Annotated in this window: 16 protein-coding genes and 1 pseudogene; 12 read left to right on the top strand and 5 right to left on the bottom strand. The window is 30.2% G+C overall.

Going from position 1 to position 18484, the window contains the following annotated elements; all coding sequences use genetic code 11:
- Positions 1–521: 521 nt before the first annotated feature.
- The 3 genes and pseudogenes from NR218_RS03620 to NR218_RS03610 all read left to right on the top strand — a co-directional run.
- Positions 522–1892 (top strand): hemolysin family protein, encoded by a 1371-nt coding sequence (locus NR218_RS03620; RefSeq protein ID WP_232132824.1) that lies wholly within the window; start codon positions 522–524, stop codon positions 1890–1892.
- 112 nt (positions 1893–2004) lie between these two features.
- Positions 2005–2844, top strand: a complete 840-nt coding sequence (locus NR218_RS03615) for an aldo/keto reductase (protein ID WP_017175966.1) — start codon at positions 2005–2007, stop codon at positions 2842–2844.
- Positions 2845–2971: 127 nt separating this feature from the next.
- A pseudogene (locus NR218_RS03610) lies at positions 2972–3907 on the top strand (glycosyltransferase family 2 protein); the annotation flags it as partial.
- A 92-nt stretch (positions 3908–3999) separates the two neighbouring features.
- Here the strand turns inward: NR218_RS03610 and NR218_RS03605 are convergent.
- From NR218_RS03605 to queC, 4 genes are all read right to left on the bottom strand, one after another.
- Positions 4000–4608 carry a hypothetical protein gene (locus NR218_RS03605; protein WP_017175964.1) on the bottom strand — a complete coding sequence of 203 codons (609 nt, stop codon included), beginning with the start codon at positions 4606–4608 and terminating at the stop codon, positions 4000–4002.
- Positions 4609–4716: 108 nt separating this feature from the next.
- Complete coding sequence (queE, locus tag NR218_RS03600; RefSeq protein ID WP_017175963.1) at positions 4717–5433, bottom strand: 7-carboxy-7-deazaguanine synthase QueE; 717 nt, start codon at positions 5431–5433, stop codon at positions 4717–4719.
- A complete protein-coding gene (gene queD / locus NR218_RS03595) occupies positions 5433–5852 on the bottom strand; it encodes a 6-carboxytetrahydropterin synthase QueD (RefSeq protein ID WP_017175962.1) in 420 nt (139 codons plus the stop codon). Before queD ends, queE begins: the two co-directional genes overlap by 1 nt.
- Entirely contained in the window at positions 5849–6526 is a 678-nt protein-coding gene (gene queC / locus NR218_RS03590) for a 7-cyano-7-deazaguanine synthase QueC (RefSeq protein WP_017175961.1), read from the bottom strand. Before queC ends, queD begins: the two co-directional genes overlap by 4 nt.
- 330 nt (positions 6527–6856) lie before the next feature.
- Here queC and NR218_RS03585 point away from each other — a divergent pair, with 330 nt between their 5' ends.
- The 7 genes from NR218_RS03585 to ltaS all read left to right on the top strand — a co-directional run bounded on the left by NR218_RS03585 (position 6857) and on the right by ltaS (position 13539).
- Complete coding sequence (locus NR218_RS03585; RefSeq protein ID WP_017175960.1) at positions 6857–7450, top strand: anthranilate synthase component II; 594 nt, start codon at positions 6857–6859, stop codon at positions 7448–7450.
- Entirely contained in the window at positions 7434–8576 is a 1143-nt protein-coding gene (locus tag NR218_RS03580) for a chorismate-binding protein (RefSeq protein WP_019834927.1), read from the top strand. Before NR218_RS03585 ends, NR218_RS03580 begins: the two co-directional genes overlap by 17 nt.
- Entirely contained in the window at positions 8577–9185 is a 609-nt protein-coding gene (locus NR218_RS03575; protein ID WP_019834928.1) for an aminotransferase class IV, read from the top strand.
- A gap of 53 nt (positions 9186–9238) precedes the next feature.
- The gene (locus NR218_RS03570) at positions 9239–9445 is read left to right on the top strand and encodes a hypothetical protein (RefSeq protein WP_049379636.1); all 207 of its coding nucleotides are present in this window, start codon (positions 9239–9241) and stop codon (positions 9443–9445) included.
- A 41-nt stretch (positions 9446–9486) separates the two neighbouring features.
- Positions 9487–10191, top strand: coding sequence for an allophanate hydrolase subunit 1 (locus NR218_RS03565; RefSeq protein ID WP_019834929.1), 705 nt, complete (start codon positions 9487–9489; stop codon positions 10189–10191).
- Entirely contained in the window at positions 10191–11195 is a 1005-nt protein-coding gene (locus NR218_RS03560; RefSeq protein WP_019834930.1) for a biotin-dependent carboxyltransferase family protein, read from the top strand. The genes NR218_RS03565 and NR218_RS03560 overlap by 1 nt, the downstream gene beginning before the upstream one ends.
- A gap of 406 nt (positions 11196–11601) precedes the next feature.
- The gene (gene ltaS, locus NR218_RS03555; protein WP_019834931.1) at positions 11602–13539 is read left to right on the top strand and encodes a polyglycerol-phosphate lipoteichoic acid synthase LtaS; all 1938 of its coding nucleotides are present in this window, start codon (positions 11602–11604) and stop codon (positions 13537–13539) included.
- Positions 13540–13826: 287 nt separating this feature from the next.
- On the opposite strand, the gene NR218_RS03550 is transcribed toward ltaS, so the two are convergent.
- Entirely contained in the window at positions 13827–14645 is an 819-nt protein-coding gene (locus tag NR218_RS03550; RefSeq protein WP_019834932.1) for a ZIP family metal transporter, read from the bottom strand.
- A gap of 111 nt (positions 14646–14756) precedes the next feature.
- Here NR218_RS03550 and NR218_RS03545 point away from each other — a divergent pair, with 111 nt between their 5' ends.
- Together NR218_RS03545 and recQ are read left to right on the top strand one after the other, a co-directional pair.
- Entirely contained in the window at positions 14757–16637 is a 1881-nt protein-coding gene (locus NR218_RS03545; RefSeq protein ID WP_048681244.1) for an ABC-F family ATP-binding cassette domain-containing protein, read from the top strand.
- Positions 16638–16650: 13 nt separating this feature from the next.
- The gene (gene recQ, locus NR218_RS03540; protein ID WP_019834933.1) at positions 16651–18429 is read left to right on the top strand and encodes a DNA helicase RecQ; all 1779 of its coding nucleotides are present in this window, start codon (positions 16651–16653) and stop codon (positions 18427–18429) included.
- The last annotated feature ends 55 nt before the right edge of the window (positions 18430–18484 follow it).

Below are 18484 nucleotides of genomic sequence, written 5' to 3'. Positions count from 1 at the left end.
CGCTCAACGAAAGCTGGGGTTACATTATCGAGGAGATTAACGAATTCTGTCCAATCTTTTATTATATAGTTAATATGTAATTAAAAAGATATAGCGATATATATACTTGACTATTACTATAGATTAGTTTTAAATGGGAATTTGAGTTTAAGAAACAAATAACCATCTTGGACTATTATTGCACTTTTATAGTGCTTAATTAAAAAATCCCTCATATATCGTTTTTCTGATTTTCTTAAAAATTTATTACAAGGACCATTGAAGTATATATGAAATAGTAGGAAGAAAATCAGTATATAATGCTTTTTAAATGATTTTAAATGTTAAAAGCTTTCTTATTCTTATTTAACCATTTAGTATAGAAATATGGTAAAATTAAAGTAATACATTTTTTTGGGGGTGTCTTGATGGGAAGGTCTTAACATGCTTTTATAACGGTGATAAGTATGACGTATTAAATTCGTGTTACTCATTAGAGACACATAATATTTGGAGGTGAATCCCTAGAAATAGGGAACTAATTGGAAACAGTGACCATAATTAATTTAGTAATATTTTTTCTATTAATCGCTTTAACAACTGTATTCGTTGGATCTGAATTTGCATTAGTAAAAGTACGTTCAACACGAATTGAACAACTTGCTGATGAAGGTAATGGAAGCGCAAAAATTGTTAAAAAGATGATTGCTAATCTTGATTATTATTTATCAGCTTGTCAACTTGGTATTACAGTTACATCTTTAGGTTTAGGTTGGTTAGGTGAACCGACATTCGAAAAACTATTACATCCACTTTTTAATATATTACATTTGCCAAGTGCAGTAACTACAACCATTTCATTTGTGATTTCGTTTATTGTTGTAACTTATTTACATGTAGTGTTAGGTGAGTTAGCACCTAAATCAATAGCAATACAACATACTGAAAAATTAGCATTAACTTATGCTAGACCATTATATTATTTTGGTAATGTCATGAAACCATTAATATGGTTAATGAATGGTTCGGCACGAGTAATTATTAGAATGCTTGGTGTTAATCCTGATGCGCAAGCAGATGCAATGTCTGAGGAAGAAATTAAAATTATTATTAATAATAGTTATAATGGTGGAGAAATTAATCAAACAGAACTGAATTACATGCAAAATATCTTTTCATTTGACGAAAGACATGCGAAAGATATCATGGTTCCACGTACACAAATGGTAACGTTAAACGAACCATTTAATGTTGACGAATTACTTGAAACGATTAAAGAACATCAATTTACACGTTATCCAATTACTGAAGATGGGGATAAAGACCATATAAAAGGTTTTATTAATGTAAAAGAATTTTTAACAGAATATGCTTCAGGTAAAACAATTAAAATCTCTAATTATATTCATGAATTACCTATGATTTCAGAAACAACTCGTATTAGCGATGCATTAGTTTCAATGCAACGTGAACATGTTCATATTAGTCTTATTATTGACGAATATGGTGGTACTGCTGGTATTCTAACAATGGAAGATATTCTTGAAGAGATTGTCGGTGAAATCAGAGATGAATTTGATGACGATGAAATAAATGATATTGTTAAATTAGAGGAAGATATGTATCAAATTAACGGACGTGTCTTACTTGATGATTTACATGAAAAATTTGATATCACTTTTGAAGATTCTGAAGATATCGATACAATTGGTGGATGGTTACAAGCACACAATACTAATCTTCAAGTTGAAGATTATATAGATACAAAATACGATCGATGGATTGTTTCTGAAATGGATAATCATCAATTGGTATGGGTTGTACTTAAATACCAATTTAATGAAACAAGACCTGTGATTAGTGATGAAGAGGAAGAAGAAAATCACGATCGCAAACATGAATCGGATGAATAAAAATAAAGGCACTTGGGTATGTAAACCTAAGTGTCTTTATTTGTATGCGTAAAAGAAATTAAGTTATGCTATTTTTTAGTTGAGAAATTATATTGAATAGGATGTGGCACAAATGATAAATGATACACAAGTGTTAAATAATGGTTACCCAATGCCTAAAGTAGGACTAGGTGTTTATAAAATGGAAGATGATGAGATGGAAACCGCAGTACAAACAGCATTAGAAGCGGGATATCGTGCATTTGATACTGCTTATTTTTACGGTAATGAACAAGCACTAGGTAAAGCTTTAAACAACAGTGATATTGCAAGAGAAGACGTATTTATTACTTCTAAATTATGGAATGATTATCAAGGATATGATAATACATTAGAATATTTTAATAAATCTTTAGAAAACTTAGGATTGGATTACTTAGATTTATATTTAATTCATTGGCCATGTGAAAAAGATGGCTTATATATTGAATCTTATAAAGCATTAGAAAAATTATATAATGAAGGTAAAATTAAAGCGATTGGTGTATGTAACTTTAAACCCCATCACTTAGAAACTTTGATGAAAGAGACAACTATTGTACCTCAAATTAATCAAATAGAAGTTCATCCTTATTTTAATCAACAAGATGTACAAGATTATTGTGATAAACATGATATTACTGTTACAGCTTGGATGCCACTTATGAGAAATCGAGGATTATTAGATGATCCAGTAATTACAAAATTAGCAGAACAATATGACAAAACACCAGCACAAATTGTATTACGTTGGCATCTAGCCCATGACAGAATTATTATTCCTAAATCAAAAACGCCATCTCGTATTCGTGAAAATTATGATATTTTTGACTTTAATTTAGAACTTACTGAGATTGCGGAAATTGATAGTTTAAATAGAAATGCACGTCAAGGTAAAGATCCAGATGATGTAGCAATAGGTGATTTAAAATAATATAGTTTAAATTATTACAAAAGCTGGAATTAATGTTAATTATTTGTTAATTACATGGTTATTAGTAGAATGTTTATTGATTTTATTGATACAATATTGGAAAGAATGTAGAAAAGGATGTAATTAGATGAAAATCAGAGTCATTATACCTTGCTTCAATGAAGGTAAAGTCGTAAAAAAAACTTACGATAGATTGACTGAAATTTTGACGGAGAATAGTAAAACTCGTCGTTATTATTATGACTTGTTATTTATTGATGACGGTAGTAAAGATAATACGATTGAGCATATACAACATTTAGCGGAATACGATGAACATGTTAAATATATTTCTTTCAGTCGAAATTTTGGTAAAGAAGCAGCAATGATTGCTGGTTTTCAACACAGTGTGAATTTTGATGCAGTCGTAATGATTGATGGAGATTTACAACATCCTCCGGAATTTATACCTAAAATGGTTGAAATGTATCAACAAGGGTTTGATCAAGTTGTCGCTAAACGAGATCGTAGTGGTGAAAATGTTGCACGTAAAACAATGTCAAAGTTGTACTATAAGCTCATTAATAGCTTTGTCGAAGATATTAAATTTAGTGATGGTGTAGGAGATTTTCGATTATTAAGTCAACGTGCAGTTAAATCGATTGTTTCATTAAATGAATATAATCGATTTTCTAAAGGGTTATTTGAATGGATAGGATATAATACAAAGATTTTTACTTATAAAAATGTAGAACGAGAAGTTGGAGAATCTAAATGGACTTTTACCAAGTTATTAAATTATGGGATTGATGGATTAATATCATTTAATAATAAACCACTGAGAGCAATGATATATCTTGGAATGTTTATCTTTGGATTAAGCATCATTTATATTATTTATTTGTTAATAGGCATTTTAATAAATGGAATTAATCATCCGGGTTACTTTACAACAATAGCAGCTGTATTGTTATTAGGTGGCATTCAGTTAATGTCTATTGGTGTAGTTGGCGAATATATTGGGCGAATTTATTACGAAGTAAAACAAAGACCAAAATATATTGTAGAAGCTTCCAATTTAAAAGCACCTATTGAAAAAGTAGTTGCAGAAAAAGAAAAAATTTATCAATAAAAAATAAACATGTAAAAGCTCTTACATCATAGCTTCTTACATGTTTATTTTTTTAAGTCATTTTCAATATGATTATGTTTGAGTTGCCACAATAAATATATATCAAATAAAGCATAAATAATTATGAAGATATACCAAAATGACGTTAATAAGGTCAAAAGTATAATTGAAATAATAATAATTGTATGACCAATCATAATAGGATGTTGTAGCTTACTCAAAAATTTAAGATGATTCATTTCATTTTTTGAAAAAGTACTTATGAAATCAATGCTTAAGCCTACGATAAATATAGCTGGAGCTAAATAAGGGATAGACATATAGACTGATTGATCGCTAGATTCAAAAGTGATAAATAATGAGCAACTAATCATAATTGCAAAAATGAATGCAAGAGATTTATACTCTGAAATCATTAAGTATATATGTTTACGATTTAAATAATATTGTAAGATTGTCCAACTTAAGAAAAATATAATTGAAGCAAATGTTATAAAATTGAACTTTTCAATCACAATACTATTAATAATAGCATTGATAACAATGGATAATAGAACGGAGTTAAACGTTAGTTGTTTGAAATGATGCCGATATAAATCAAAACCCAGAACACATATTGTAATGGCTATATTAATAAATACATATATAATCATGGTGTACTCCTATCACGTGTGTGTAGTTCATTAAAATATTATAGCAATTAAAATAAACTTAATCATTTCAAAACACTTAATAAATAATATTCTATTATAATTTACTAATTATACACCTTTCTTATTACTCCATAACAATGTATGTAACTGAGGTAAAACATACACGTGATTCATATCACTGCTATTCATTACTGTGTCTACAAGGGTTTCATAGCGACCAAGTAATTTTTCGGTATGATGTTCAACATCATCATCTAAATAAGGGTTTCCTACTTGCAAATAAAATGGAATATTAGGATAACGATGATGAATCATTCTAGCAAATTGATAATCTTCTTTATCAAAAACAACTACTTTCAAGTTCAATGTTGATGGTATACATTGTTCTATGACATCATCTAATATTTCTAAATTAGGCACCATATTAGAGCTAGGCGGTTTAGGACTAATTGTTAAATCGTTAATTTGTCGCATCCAAGGTTGAAATTTACTGCCTTGGGTTTCTAATGCCGTAAAAATATTTTTTTCTTCAAATAAATCTACTAAATCTTGAATTCCTTTGATTAATGCAGGGTTACCTCCAGAAATAGTGACATGATCAAATTGATTACCGCCAATTTCTTTTAAACGATCATAAATGTCTTGAGCAGTTAATAACTCTATATCATCTTTAGCGCTACCATCCCACGTAAAGGCGGAATCGCACCAACTACAACGATAATCGCATCCTGCTGTGCGGACAAACATTGTTTTTCGTCCTATAACTCGTCCTTCTCCTTGAATAGTAGGACCAAAAATTTCTAAAACTGGTATTTTTGAAGGCATTATTTATTCTCCTTTGGACGATAGACAACATAACTTGATGGTGTTTCACGTAAATACACTTGTACACATTTAGGTTTATTGTCATACTCGTTAAGATGAGCTTGTACGATTTCAAAAATTGTCTGTGCCACAATTTCAGTAGAAGGACTTTTATCTTTAAATTGAGGTAAATCATTTAATAAATAGTGATCAAATTGGTCATGGACCAATCGTTTTAATTCACTAAAATTAATTAAAAATCCATTATGGTCGAGTGTATCTCCAACAATAGTTAAGTTAACAAAATAAGTATGTCCATGTGTTCTCATGCATTTTCCAGCATCTTCACTAGGAATAAAATGTGCCGCAGAAAAATTGAAATCTTTATTTAATTCAAATGTATAAGGGTGATTCACTGTAGGATAAACTTGTTGTATCATAATGACGCATCTCCTTTTTGTTCTAAATATTGATGAAGTCCACGTTGTCTTAATTTACAAGCTGGACATTCTCCGCATCCATCTCCAATAATACCGTTGTAGCATGTAAGCGTATTGTGGCGCACATAATCGAGGACACCTAATTCATCACTGAGTTCCCAAGTTTGCGTTTTATCTAACCACATTAAGGGTGTATGAATAACAAAGTCTCTATCCATAGATAAACTAAGTGTGACATTCATAGATTTAATAAAACTATCTCGGCAATCTGGGTAACCAGAGAAGTCTGTTTCACATACACCCGTAATGATGTGTTTCGCATTCACTTGATAAGCAAGAGCTCCAGCAAATGACAAGAATAATAAATTACGAGCAGGTACAAAAGTATTTGGTATACCATCTTCTCCTGTCTCAATTTTCATGTCATGTTTTGTTAATGCATTTGGAGTAAGTTGAGATAGTAAAGACATGTCTAAAATATGGTGTTTCAACCCTTGATCTTTTGCTATTTTAGAAGCTACTTCGATTTCTGTATTATGTCTTTGCCCATAATTGAATGTGACAAGTTCAACCTCTTTAAAATGTCTTTTGGCGTAGAAAAGACAGGTTGTACTATCTTGACCACCACTAAACACAACAATTGCTTTTTCAGAATTCAAAACACTGTTTGGCATAACGTTTCTCCTTTAAAAGTTAATATTTTTAATTTATGATGAAATAGAATGAAAACATTGGATATAAAATATAAAAAAAGCCTATCTCTATAAAAAGATAGACTTAAAAGATGTAGAACATATGTACATTAAAAAGCTTATATAAATATTTCTACAAAGGTCTAGTTTTTTATAGAGGGTTTCAGCTAGGAACCTCTTTATATTCGAATTATACGATAGATAGCTTAATATATTCATATCTTAAAATCAAGTGCTAGTTTATAGAATATTAAAAAAAGCGCTTATATAAAATTGTATTTTAATATATTATTTTGAAGGTTGGAAATAATTATGATTATAGTCATAGATAATAATGATTCATTTACATATAACTTGATTGATTACATAAAAACAAAAACTTCTCATTGTGTAAAGGTAATAAAGGTAACAGAAGTGACTGTAGCATTACTTGAAGAATTAACAATTGAAGCTATTGTCATATCTCCAGGTCCGGGAAAACCAAGTGACTATCCAATTTTGAAAAGCGTTTTAGATAGATACGCCTCATCGGTGCCTATATTAGGTATCTGTTTAGGGTTTCAACTCATCTATGAATATTATGGAGGGGAAATTATGCATGGGCCAAAGCCCGTTCATGGTCATACAACACCTATAATGCATACAGGTAAAGGACTTTTCAAACAGTTACCTCAAAATTTTAATGTCATGCGTTATCATTCTTTAATTGCTAATAGGCAACAATTACCTTCTCAATTAAATATTACAGCTACAAATAATGAAGGTATTATGATGGCATTTGAACATGATACACTACCTATTTTTGCAGTACAGTATCATCCTGAATCTATATTAAGTGAATATGGTCATCAGCAGATTCAATACTTTATAGAGAGAGTAGGAAAAACACATGAATATTACGTTTAATTACCGTTATTATACTAATGAAGATGACTACATCAATTATCAATTGCGATTTGATCAATATATTTCAAAATCAATTGCCTATTCTTTAGAAGAAGTAGGTGAAGTTATTCAATTTGCTGAAGAACAACAGAAAAAGGGGCATTATGTAGCGTTATATTTAACTTATGAATCAGCGCCATTTTTTAATAATCAATTAGAAACGTATCACTTAATAGAAAAAGAAGTATACGCTGCTGCATACGCTTTTAATCAACCCTTAAACTCTGATAATAATAAGGATAATATACAATATCATTCAGTACATCATTTTCAATTTCAAGAAAGTGAAGAACAAATGAGAAGAAAAATTATTAAAATACAAGAAGCTATTACAGAAGGAGATACTTATCAAGTTAATTATACTACTCGTTTATCCAGTAAAGTACATTATCCTATTTCAACGTTATATACCTATTTAACTCACAACAATAACGGTGGCTATACAGCTTTATTAGATACCGAAGAAGTAAAAGTTGCGTCAATTTCTCCAGAGTTATTTTTTCAAAAAGGTACGTTTAACAATAAAGCAAACATTATTGTTAGTAAGCCGATGAAAGGAACAATGCCACGTGGGAAAAATAGTGTAGAAGATCAGTTGAATTATGAAGCATTAATGTATTCTCATAAAGATAGAGCAGAAAATGTAATGATCGTTGATTTATTACGTAATGATATGTCAAGAATTTCAAAAACTGGAACCATCGAGGTTTATAAATTGTTTTTTATTGAAACGTATCAAACCGTATACCAAATGACAAGTATGGTAACAGGGCAACTAGAAGATGCTATATCGCTTCATTCAATTTTAACAGCAATGTTTCCATGTGGATCTATCACTGGTGCGCCTAAACAAAGTACAATGACTTATATCAAACATTTAGAAACCAGTCCAAGACATATTTATTGCGGCACAATAGGTTTAATGTTACCAGATGATAAAATGATTTTTAACATTCCAATTAGAACAGTAGAATATCTAAATAATCTGGCTCTTTACGGGGTAGGTGCGGGAATTACTATTGATTCTGTTCCATTAAATGAAATTCAAGAATTTCGAGACAAAACCAAAATATTGGAGGAGTTATGATTGAAATTATTTGAAACAATGCGACTTAATCATGGTCATATACCAAGGTTAAACTATCATACGCGTCGTCTACGTCAATCTTGTTCGCAATTAGGTTTTCAGTTTTCAGAGATTGCTTGGTATAGTTATATTGAAAATTTAAAACAAAATTATAATGATCACTTATATCGTTTGAAAATAGAAATTGATAAAGACGGACAATTTACCCACGTTATTCAGCCATTATCTTCTAAAGACATTTTTACTGCACGTTTTAAAAAGTCTAATAATGATTATCCACAAAAATTTATTATAAATAAAACAACAGAAAGAACATATTTAACGCATAATCATGAAACAGATTTGATACTACTGTATGATGATAGTGGTAAAATTTTAGAATTTGATATTGGAAATATTATGATTAAAGAAAATGGAAACTATTATACGCCACGATATAATAAAGATTTTTTACGAGGATGTATGAGAGAAAGTTTATTAGAAAATCATAAACTTAAGCTGAAAGATTATACTAAAGATGAATTAATGATAAAACTGGAAAATGAAGAAGTAGAAGTTTATTTGCTGAATAGTCTACGTGAAGTTGCTCGGGTATCTATTTATATATAAAATACATTTGATAAATATTGTGAAATTTAATTTAGTTAATAATGGAGAAGATTATGGCATTATTATGGTTAATACTTATCGTACTACTCAATAGTTTAAGTAAATATATAATCAATCGATATTTGAAGGATAATCTAATCATGCTACCGCGTATTGTAGGCACAATGACTGTGTTGTTTCAATTTGTACTAGTATATCTTTTAATTCAGTCCATCATGCCATATGCTACGCATTTATTAAATTTATTTTATCATCAATAAAATAGATTCAAATAATTTAGAATGTAATAAGAGGTGCAATAATGAAAATTTATAGTCAAGGAGACCAAGCGATTATTATAGATATTGAACAAGAAGTCGCTGAAGATGTAACAAAAAATTTAATTGCTGTACGTACACATTTATTAAATAAAGACTTACCTTTCATCACTGATATTGTACCTACAGAGTCTAGTATGATGATTTGTTATGATGCTCGAGATATGATTAAACATTATAATATTTCATCGCCATTTCAATATATGAAGGCACTTGTAAATTCAATTCAGACTGAATTAGAACATATCGAAAATAAACAAACAGCGTGTCATTTTCATAATATTCCTGTGGTTTATGGTGATCAATTTGGACCTGATTTAGAGGCTCTATTAAAATACTATCGTCTATCCAAAGAGGAATTTATTCAACTTCATTCAAAATCACATTACTTTGTCTCTATGATGGGATATTCCCCAGGCTTTCCTTATTTAACAGGAATGAATGAAAAATTATATGTTAATCATACCAGTCACAAGAAAAAAAGAGTACCTGCAGGTTCTGTCATTATTGAAGGGAAAAAATGTGGCATTGTAACGACAGATACTTATAACGATTGGTTAGTCATTGGCTATACCCCAATTAAATTATTTTCACCAGAGCGCGATAACTTTAATTTATTAAAATTAGGAGATAATGTCTTATTTCATCCTAAAAATCCAAATGATACTGAATTAGGAGATTTTAAATAATGTCAATCATAATAGAAAAACCTGGACTTTTTAGCACGTTCCAAGACTTTGGACGCCAAGGGTATGAATATGAGGGAGTCATCCCTGGCGGTGCATTAGATACATTAGGACATGAAATTGCGAATCGTCTTGTAGCAAATGATAAAAACGAAGCAACTTTAGAAATGACACATATTATGGCGAAAATTAGATTCACAGAGCCTACTTTAATTGCCTTAACAGGTCATCACTTTGAAGCGTGTACAGAAAATATGAAAATTAAACCTTATAAATTGTATTTAGTAGAAAAAGGAGAAGTATTGTCTTTCAAAGAAACGAGTACAACATCTCGTGTTTATTTAGCTATTGGAGGAGGATTTAAATTAGATTCTTGGTTAAATTCAACGTCAACAGATTTAAATGTTGGTGTTGGAGGGTTTCATGGAAGAACACTTCAAGAAGGCGATGAAATTGAAATGAAACGTGATTATACATCACGACACCGTAAACTTTTTGAAAATTTAGCACATCAGCGAACAACAAGTTGGGGAATTGATGGTTATGCTTTATCGTTTAATTATGTTTCTGATGTATTTCATGTCATTGCTAATAAAGGAACAAATGATTTTGATACTGAAACACAACAAACATTTATACATGGAGAGTACAAGGTAACGAATAAGTCTAATCGTGTAGGGATGTTATTAGAGGGTCCTAGTATTAAAGCATATTATGAAGATATGCCTGAGTATCAACCAGTAAAAAAGGGCACTATTCAAGTAAAACGTGATGGTACACCTATTATTTTATTAAATGATCATTACACTATTGGAAGTTATCCACAAATAGGTACTATAGCAAGCTATCATTTAACTAAACTTGCTCAAAAACCACGAGGATCTCGTTTGAAATTTCAATTTATAGATATTGAAACGGCTGAAAAAAATACTGTGAAGTTTAGTAATTGGATGAATCAATTATTTCACGGTATCGAATTTCGAATGCAATTAGAAATGTTAAAATAAAAAATATCATCAAAATATTGAATATTAATATTTAATGATATTTTTTAATGTAAAGGTATAGGACTATAGTCTGATTAAATTGAATAGATTAGACGTTATAATATATCAATCAGTTTAATAGTTTAGAAATGATTAGGTATATAAATGGAAAGGCTAAACTTGAGCTTTTTCTTGATAAATAAGTAAAAATACTTTATATTTATATATTGAACTATGAAGTATTATTACAAAAATATTACAAAATTCGCATTTTTTTAATAAATAGTTAACAATTAAATGTAGTGATAAAAAAGGTTCTTTTATTAAATAATAATTAAAAATTTTATTGTTTTAAAAACATATTAAATTTTAAAAATAGCATTCGTAAATGGCCGTATTTGAATAACTATAAACGGAGGAAACATTCATGAGTTTACACAAAAGAAAAATAAGTCTTTTTGCGTTTTTCTTAATGACTGTATTTACAGTAACATTGAAAACGTATTTCTCATACTATGTAGATTTTTCTTTAGGTGTTAAAGGGTTAGTTCAAAATTTAATACTATTGATGAATCCATATAGTTTAATCGCGCTTATTTTAAGTATCTTTCTGTTCTTTAAAGGTAAGAAAGCATATTGGTTTATTTTTATTGGAGGATTCTTATTAACATTTTTACTCTATGCTAATGTTGTTTATTTTAGATTCTTCTCAGACTTTTTAACGTTTAGTACATTAAATCAAGCGAGTAACGTTGAATCGATGGGGGGCGCAGTAAGTGCCTCTTTTAAATGGTATGACTTTGTGTATTTTATAGATACTATTGTTTATCTGTTTATTTTAATTTTTAAACGAAGTTGGTTAGACAAACGTGTATTTAGTAAAAAGTTTGTACCAGTAGTGATGGCAGCATCAATTGCATTGTTCTTTTTAAACTTAGCTTTTGCTGAAACTGATCGCCCTGAATTATTGACTCGTACATTTGATCACAAATATTTAGTTAAATATTTAGGTCCATATAATTTTACTGTATATGATGGTGTTAAAACGATTCAAAACAATCAACAAAAAGCATTGGCTTCTGAAGATGATTTAACTCGTGTTTTAAATTATACGAAACAAAAAAATACAGAACCAAACTCTGAATATTATGGTATTGCTAAGAAGAAAAATATCATAAAAATACATTTGGAAAGTTTTCAAACATTTTTAATTAATAAAAAAGTAAATGGTAAGGAAGTTACACCTTTCTTAAACAAATTATCGACTGGTAACGATGACTTTAGATATTATCCAAACTTCTTCCATCAAACAGGACAAGGTAAAACTTCTGACTCAGAATTTACAATGGATAATAGTTTATATGGTTTACCACAAGGATCTGCGTATTCATTAAAAGGAGATAACACATATCAATCTTTACCAGCAATTTTAGATCAAAAAGAAGGTTACACTTCTGATGTGATGCACGGGGACTACAAAACATTTTGGAACCGTGATCAAATTTATAAACATTTTGGTATAGATAAATTTTACGATGCAACATATTATGATATGTCGGATGAAAATGTCGTGAACTTAGGCTTAAAAGATAAACCTTTCTTTAAAGCATCAGCAGAATATCAATCTAAAATGAAACAACCATTTTACTCTCATTTAATTACACTAACTAATCATTATCCATTTACTTTAAATTCAGAAGATGCAAGTATTGATAAGCCGAATACAGGCGATTCTACTGTAGATGGATATATTCAAACGGCTCATTACTTAGATCAAGCTTTAGAACAGTATATTAATGATTTGAAAGCAAAAGGATTATATGATGATTCAGTCATTATGATTTACGGTGACCATTATGGTATTTCTGAAAACCATAACAATGCAATGGAGAAATTACTGGGTGAGCAAATTACACCAGCTAAATTCACAGATTTAAATCGTACTGGCTTTTGGTTAAAAATTCCTGGTAAAAATGGTACTGTAGATGAAACATATGCTGGGCAAATGGATGTGATGCCTACTATCTTACATTTAGTTGGTATTGATTCGAAGAATTATTTAATGTTTGGTACAGATATGTTATCTAAAGATCATAATGATGTAATTCCATTCCGTAATGGTGATTTCATCACAAAAGATTATAAATTTGTGAATGGTAAAGTATATTCAAATAAAAATAATGAATTAATAACAACGCCACCTAAAGATTTAGAAAAAAATAAAAAACAGGTGGAAAAAGATTTAGAAATGAGTGACGAGGTATTAAACGGCGACCTATTCAGATTCTACAATAATCCAGATTTTAAAAAAATTAATCCATCAAAATATGACTACAAAATAGGTCCTCATGGAAATCAAAAATAATTCAATATTAGAGAGTGTATAAAATAAACATTCTATATTAAACGCCCGTAGATAAGTTTTATCTACGGGTTTTTTATCGTTGCATTAAAAATCAACAAAAAATGAGAGTGGGACAGAATTCATTTTGAATTCGTCGTTATACTGCGACAACACATTCCTAAATTACGTTGGACGTAGACTTTCTTATTGAAAGTTTTTTGTTGGGGTCCCGGGACTAGAATTGACTGTCAATATATTAAAAAAGCCTAAGACCATTTAATATGTCTCAGGCTTATTCGTTAATTTAATTATCCTAATGATACGTCTAATATCATCATTATCATAAAACCAAGCATTAAGCTTAATGTAGCTAAATCTGTATTATTACTCGATTGAGAATCAGGGATAAGCTCTTCTACAACTACAAAAATCATTGCTCCTGCTGCAAAAGCTAATGCATAGGGTAGTACTGGAGTGATAAAAATAATTGCAATGGCACCTATAGTTGCAAAAATAGGTTCTACTATGGCTGATGCTTGACCATAATTAAATGCTTTAAAACGTGTTGCACCAGCGGCTCTAATCGGCATGGATAAAGCAGCTCCTTCTGGAATATTCTGAATACCAATACCAATTGCTAAACCAAGGGCTCCAAAAAAGGTAGCTTGTCCATTTCCAGTTGCAATTCCACCAAATGCTACGCCGATTGATAAACCTTCAGGAATATTGTGTAAAGTGATAGCTAATACTAGTAAAGCATTTTTACTTAAAGAAGTTTTAACGCCCTCTCGATATTGACTTTTATCACCGATTTTTTGGTGTATATGTGGAATGACTGCATCAAGTCCTCTAATAAACACACCACCTAGAATAAAACCAATCGCAGCAGGTAACCAAGCAGGTAAATGACCATTTGTACCATAATCAATGGAAGGTTGTAATAAAGACCAAAAACTTGCAGCAATCATAATTCCAGCGGCAAAACCTTGCATAGAAGTTAGGATTTTTTTGTTTACAGTCTTGAAAATAAAGACTGATGCAGCACCTAAAGCGGTTAATAACCAAGTGATAATACCGGCAATAAGCGCTTGAAGATAAGGCGGTAAATTTTCGAAAAAGTCTATCATATCTATTTTCTCCTTATATCATTTAGCATTAAAAAGGTGTATAATATATAGAACTGAATTAAGCTTATCAGAAATATATTGAAATTTCGATATTAAAAAGGAAGTAAAAATATGGAAGCGTATAAAATAGAACAACTAAATAAATCATATGCGGATAAAGTTATTTTTGATGACTTAAATCTCTCTATTTCTGAACATGAAAAAATTGGACTTGTAGGTATAAATGGTACTGGTAAAAGTACTTTATTAAAAGTCATTGGTGGTTTAGATGAAGATTTTTCAGCCGATATAACTCATCCTAATCAGTATCGCATTCGTTATTCTTCACAGAAGCAAAATTTAGATGGTGATATGACAGTATTTCAAGCTGTTCTAAGTTCCGATACAGATACGTTACGTATTATTAAAACATATGAAGAAGCTGTGACTATATATACAGAACATCAAAACGATGCGAATTTTAAAAAAATGATGGAAGCTCAAGAACTTATGGATCAACACCATGCATGGGATTACAATGCTGAAATTAAAACTATTTTATCAAAATTAGGTATTAATCATACGACTAAAAAAATTAAAGAATTATCAGGTGGACAACAAAAACGTGTTGTCTTAGCTAAGACACTTATAGAACAACCTGATTTGTTATTGCTAGATGAGCCTACAAACCATCTAGACTTTGAATCAATTAACTGGTTAATTAACTATGTTAAGCAATATCCACATACAGTTTTATTTGTTACACACGATCGCTATTTTTTAAATGAGATTGCTACACGTATTGTGGAATTAGATAGAGGAAAACTTAAATCTTATCCAGGAAACTATGAAGATTACATTGCAATGAGAGCTGAAAATGAAGTGATTGAACAAAAACAACAAGAAAAACAAAAGGCACTTTATAAACAAGAACTTGCATGGATGCGTACAGGCGCAAAAGCAAGAACGACAAAACAACAAGCTCGAATTAATCGATTTAATGATTTGGAGTCAGAAGTTCAATCTCATCATCAAAAAGATAAAGGTCAACTCAATCTTGCTTATTCTAGATTAGGCAAACAAGTATTTGAGTTAGACCATTTAACGAAAAAGATTCAAAATAAAATATTATTCAAAGATGTAACAGAAATTATTCAAAGTGGTCAAAGAATTGGTATCGTTGGACCAAATGGTGCAGGGAAGACGACAATGTTAAATATTTTAAATCAAGATGATACTGATTATTCTGGAGAATTAAAAGTTGGGCAAACTGTAAAAATAGCCTATTTTAAACAAACAGAAGAAACTTTGGATAGAGATATACGTATGATTGACTATTTGAGAGAAGAAAGTGAAGTGGCAAAAGAAAAAGATGGCACTTCAGTTTCAGTTACTCAATTGTTAGAGCGATTTCTATTTCCGAGTGCTACTCATGGTAAAAAGATTTATAAATTATCAGGTGGAGAGCAAAAACGATTATATTTATTGAGATTGCTTGTTCATCAACCTAATGTCCTGTTACTTGATGAGCCAACCAATGATCTTGATACTGAAACATTAACAATTTTAGAAGACTACATTAGTACCTTCGGAGGATCAGTAGTTACTGTAAGTCATGATCGTTATTTTTTAAATAAAGTAGCACAAGAATATTGGTATATTCACGGTGGCCAATTAGAACGTATTATTGGAACATTCGAAGATTATGAGGCCTATAAAAAAGAAAAAGATCGACAGGATACACTTGAAAAACAAGCTCAACAACCTAAAACTAAATCAAACGCTCGTAAAAAAACGGGACTGTCTTATAAAGAAAAACGTGAATATGAAGCTCTAATGGAACGTATTGAAACGACAGAACATAGACTAGAGCAGATTGATGCTGAAATGGTAGAAGCGAGCACTGATTACGCTAAAATAAAAGAATTAAATGAAGAAAAAGAACATCTAGAGCAATCATATGATGTAGACATCACGAGATGGAGTGAATTAGAAGAAATAAAAGAGCAATAAGGGGAATGTAAGTATGGAAGCAACTTTGTCACATTATTTTGGTTATGATACGTTTAGACCAGGTCAAAAAGAGATAATTTCTAAAATATTAAATCATCATAATGTATTAGGTGTCTTGCCTACAGGTGGTGGTAAATCAATATGTTATCAAGTACCTGGTTTAATGTTAGGTGGTACAACGATAGTAATAAGCCCATTGATTTCTTTAATGAAAGACCAAGTGGATCAGTTAAAAGCAATGGGTATCGAAGCAGCCTATCTAAATAGTAGTCTAAATAAAAAGCAACAATCTGAGATTGAAAATAAGTTAATAACTGGTGACATTCAATTTTTATATGTGGCACCTGAACGTTTTGAAAGTAACTATTTTTTAAACTTGCTTAGTCAAATTGACATTCACTTAATTGCATTTGATGAAGCTCACTGTATTTCAAAATGGGGACATGATTTTAGACCGAGTTATCAAAGCGTCATAAATAAAGTGTTTACACTACCTCAAGATTTTACGATTGTAGCTCTTACAGCTACAGCCACGGCCGAAGTTCAACAGGATATTATGGAAAAATTAAATATCCAAAAAGAAGATGGAATTAAAACAAGTACCAAAAGACGTAATCTCATTTTTAAAGTAAATTCAACATATCAAAGACAAAAATTTGTTATTGAATATGCTAAAGCTCATAAAGATCAAGCAGGTATTATTTATTGTTCTACACGTAAACAAGTAGAAGAATTACAAGAATCTCTAGAATCTATAAATATTGCTTCTGCTATTTATCATGCAGGTTTAACAAATAAAGAAAGAGAAGAAGCTCAAAATGACTTTGTATACGATCGTATTAAAGTTGTTATCGCAACAAATGCATTTGGAATGGGTATTGATAAATCTAATGTTCGTTATGTTATTCATTACAACATGCCTGGAGATCTTGAATCATACTATCAAGAAGCGGGTCGTGCAGGACGAGATGGCTTAAAAAGTGAATGTATTTTATTATTTAGTGAAAGAGATAAAGGATTACATGAATATTTTATTACTGTTTCGCAAGCAGATGATGATTATAAAGATAAAATGGGCGAGAAACTAACTAAAATGATTCAGTATACTAAAACGAAAAAGTGCTTAGAAGCGACAATTGTACATTATTTTGAACCGAATGCGCGTCTAGAGGAATGCGGTCAATGTAGTAATTGCATTCAACAAAATAAAACTTATGACATGACCAATGAAGCAAAAATGATTATTAGTTGTATCGCACGCATGCGTCAACAAGAAAACTATCATGTTATTATTCAAGTGTTACGTGGAGAATTAAGTGATTATATTAAATACAATCATTATCATCAACTTACAACACATGGATTGATGAAAGACTATACTACTTCAGAGTTAAGTCATTTAATTGATGAGTTACGGTTTAAAGGCTTTTTAAATGAATATAATGAAATTCTAACGTGTGATGAAAGTGTGAAAGAATTATTGAATAATGATGTCACAGTGTATACGACGCCATTTAAACATAAAAGTAAGGAAAAAGTTTTCATTAATACAATAGAAGGCGTTGATCGTGCTTTATATAGTGAATTAGTAGAAGTTCGCCGTCAATTAAGTGAAAAGTTGAATATTGCGCCTGTGAGTATTTTTTCTGACTATACATTGGAAGAGTTTGCTAAACGTAAACCAGAATCTAAACAAGAAATGATTGCGATAGATGGTGTAGGAAGCTATAAGTTAAAACATTATTGTCCTAAATTTCTTGAAACAATCCAATCATATAAAACGAATATCTAACAAAAAATTAAATATGACTTAATAAAACAACTTAGAAGCTAGAAAAATGTTTTAA

It is taken from the genome of Staphylococcus sp. SUC_1.2, assembly GCF_026222585.1.
The sequence above is the reverse complement of the archived record's forward strand: the minus strand, read 5'-3'. Positions and strand labels throughout refer to the sequence as shown.

Excerpts from the sequence above, each read along its gene's own strand:
- NR218_RS03570 (WP_049379636.1), top strand. The coding sequence starts at position 9,239 with ATGGCATTATTATGGTTAATACTTATCGTACTACTCAATAGTTTAAGT.
- NR218_RS03580 (WP_019834927.1), top strand. The coding sequence starts at position 7,434 with ATGAATATTACGTTTAATTACCGTTATTATACTAATGAAGATGACTAC.
- NR218_RS03615 (WP_017175966.1), top strand. The coding sequence starts at position 2,005 with ATGATAAATGATACACAAGTGTTAAATAATGGTTACCCAATGCCTAAA.
- NR218_RS03550 (WP_019834932.1), bottom strand. The coding sequence starts at position 14,645 with ATGATAGACTTTTTCGAAAATTTACCGCCTTATCTTCAAGCGCTTATT.
- queC (WP_017175961.1), bottom strand. The coding sequence starts at position 6,526 with ATGCCAAACAGTGTTTTGAATTCTGAAAAAGCAATTGTTGTGTTTAGT.
- queD (WP_017175962.1), bottom strand. The coding sequence starts at position 5,852 with ATGATACAACAAGTTTATCCTACAGTGAATCACCCTTATACATTTGAA.
- NR218_RS03560 (WP_019834930.1), top strand. The coding sequence starts at position 10,191 with ATGTCAATCATAATAGAAAAACCTGGACTTTTTAGCACGTTCCAAGAC.
- queE (WP_017175963.1), bottom strand. The coding sequence starts at position 5,433 with ATGCCTTCAAAAATACCAGTTTTAGAAATTTTTGGTCCTACTATTCAA.
- ltaS (WP_019834931.1), top strand. The coding sequence starts at position 11,602 with ATGAGTTTACACAAAAGAAAAATAAGTCTTTTTGCGTTTTTCTTAATG.
- NR218_RS03585 (WP_017175960.1), top strand. The coding sequence starts at position 6,857 with ATGATTATAGTCATAGATAATAATGATTCATTTACATATAACTTGATT.
- NR218_RS03545 (WP_048681244.1), top strand. The coding sequence starts at position 14,757 with ATGGAAGCGTATAAAATAGAACAACTAAATAAATCATATGCGGATAAA.
- recQ (WP_019834933.1), top strand. The coding sequence starts at position 16,651 with ATGGAAGCAACTTTGTCACATTATTTTGGTTATGATACGTTTAGACCA.
- NR218_RS03605 (WP_017175964.1), bottom strand. The coding sequence starts at position 4,608 with ATGATTATATATGTATTTATTAATATAGCCATTACAATATGTGTTCTG.
- NR218_RS03565 (WP_019834929.1), top strand. The coding sequence starts at position 9,487 with ATGAAAATTTATAGTCAAGGAGACCAAGCGATTATTATAGATATTGAA.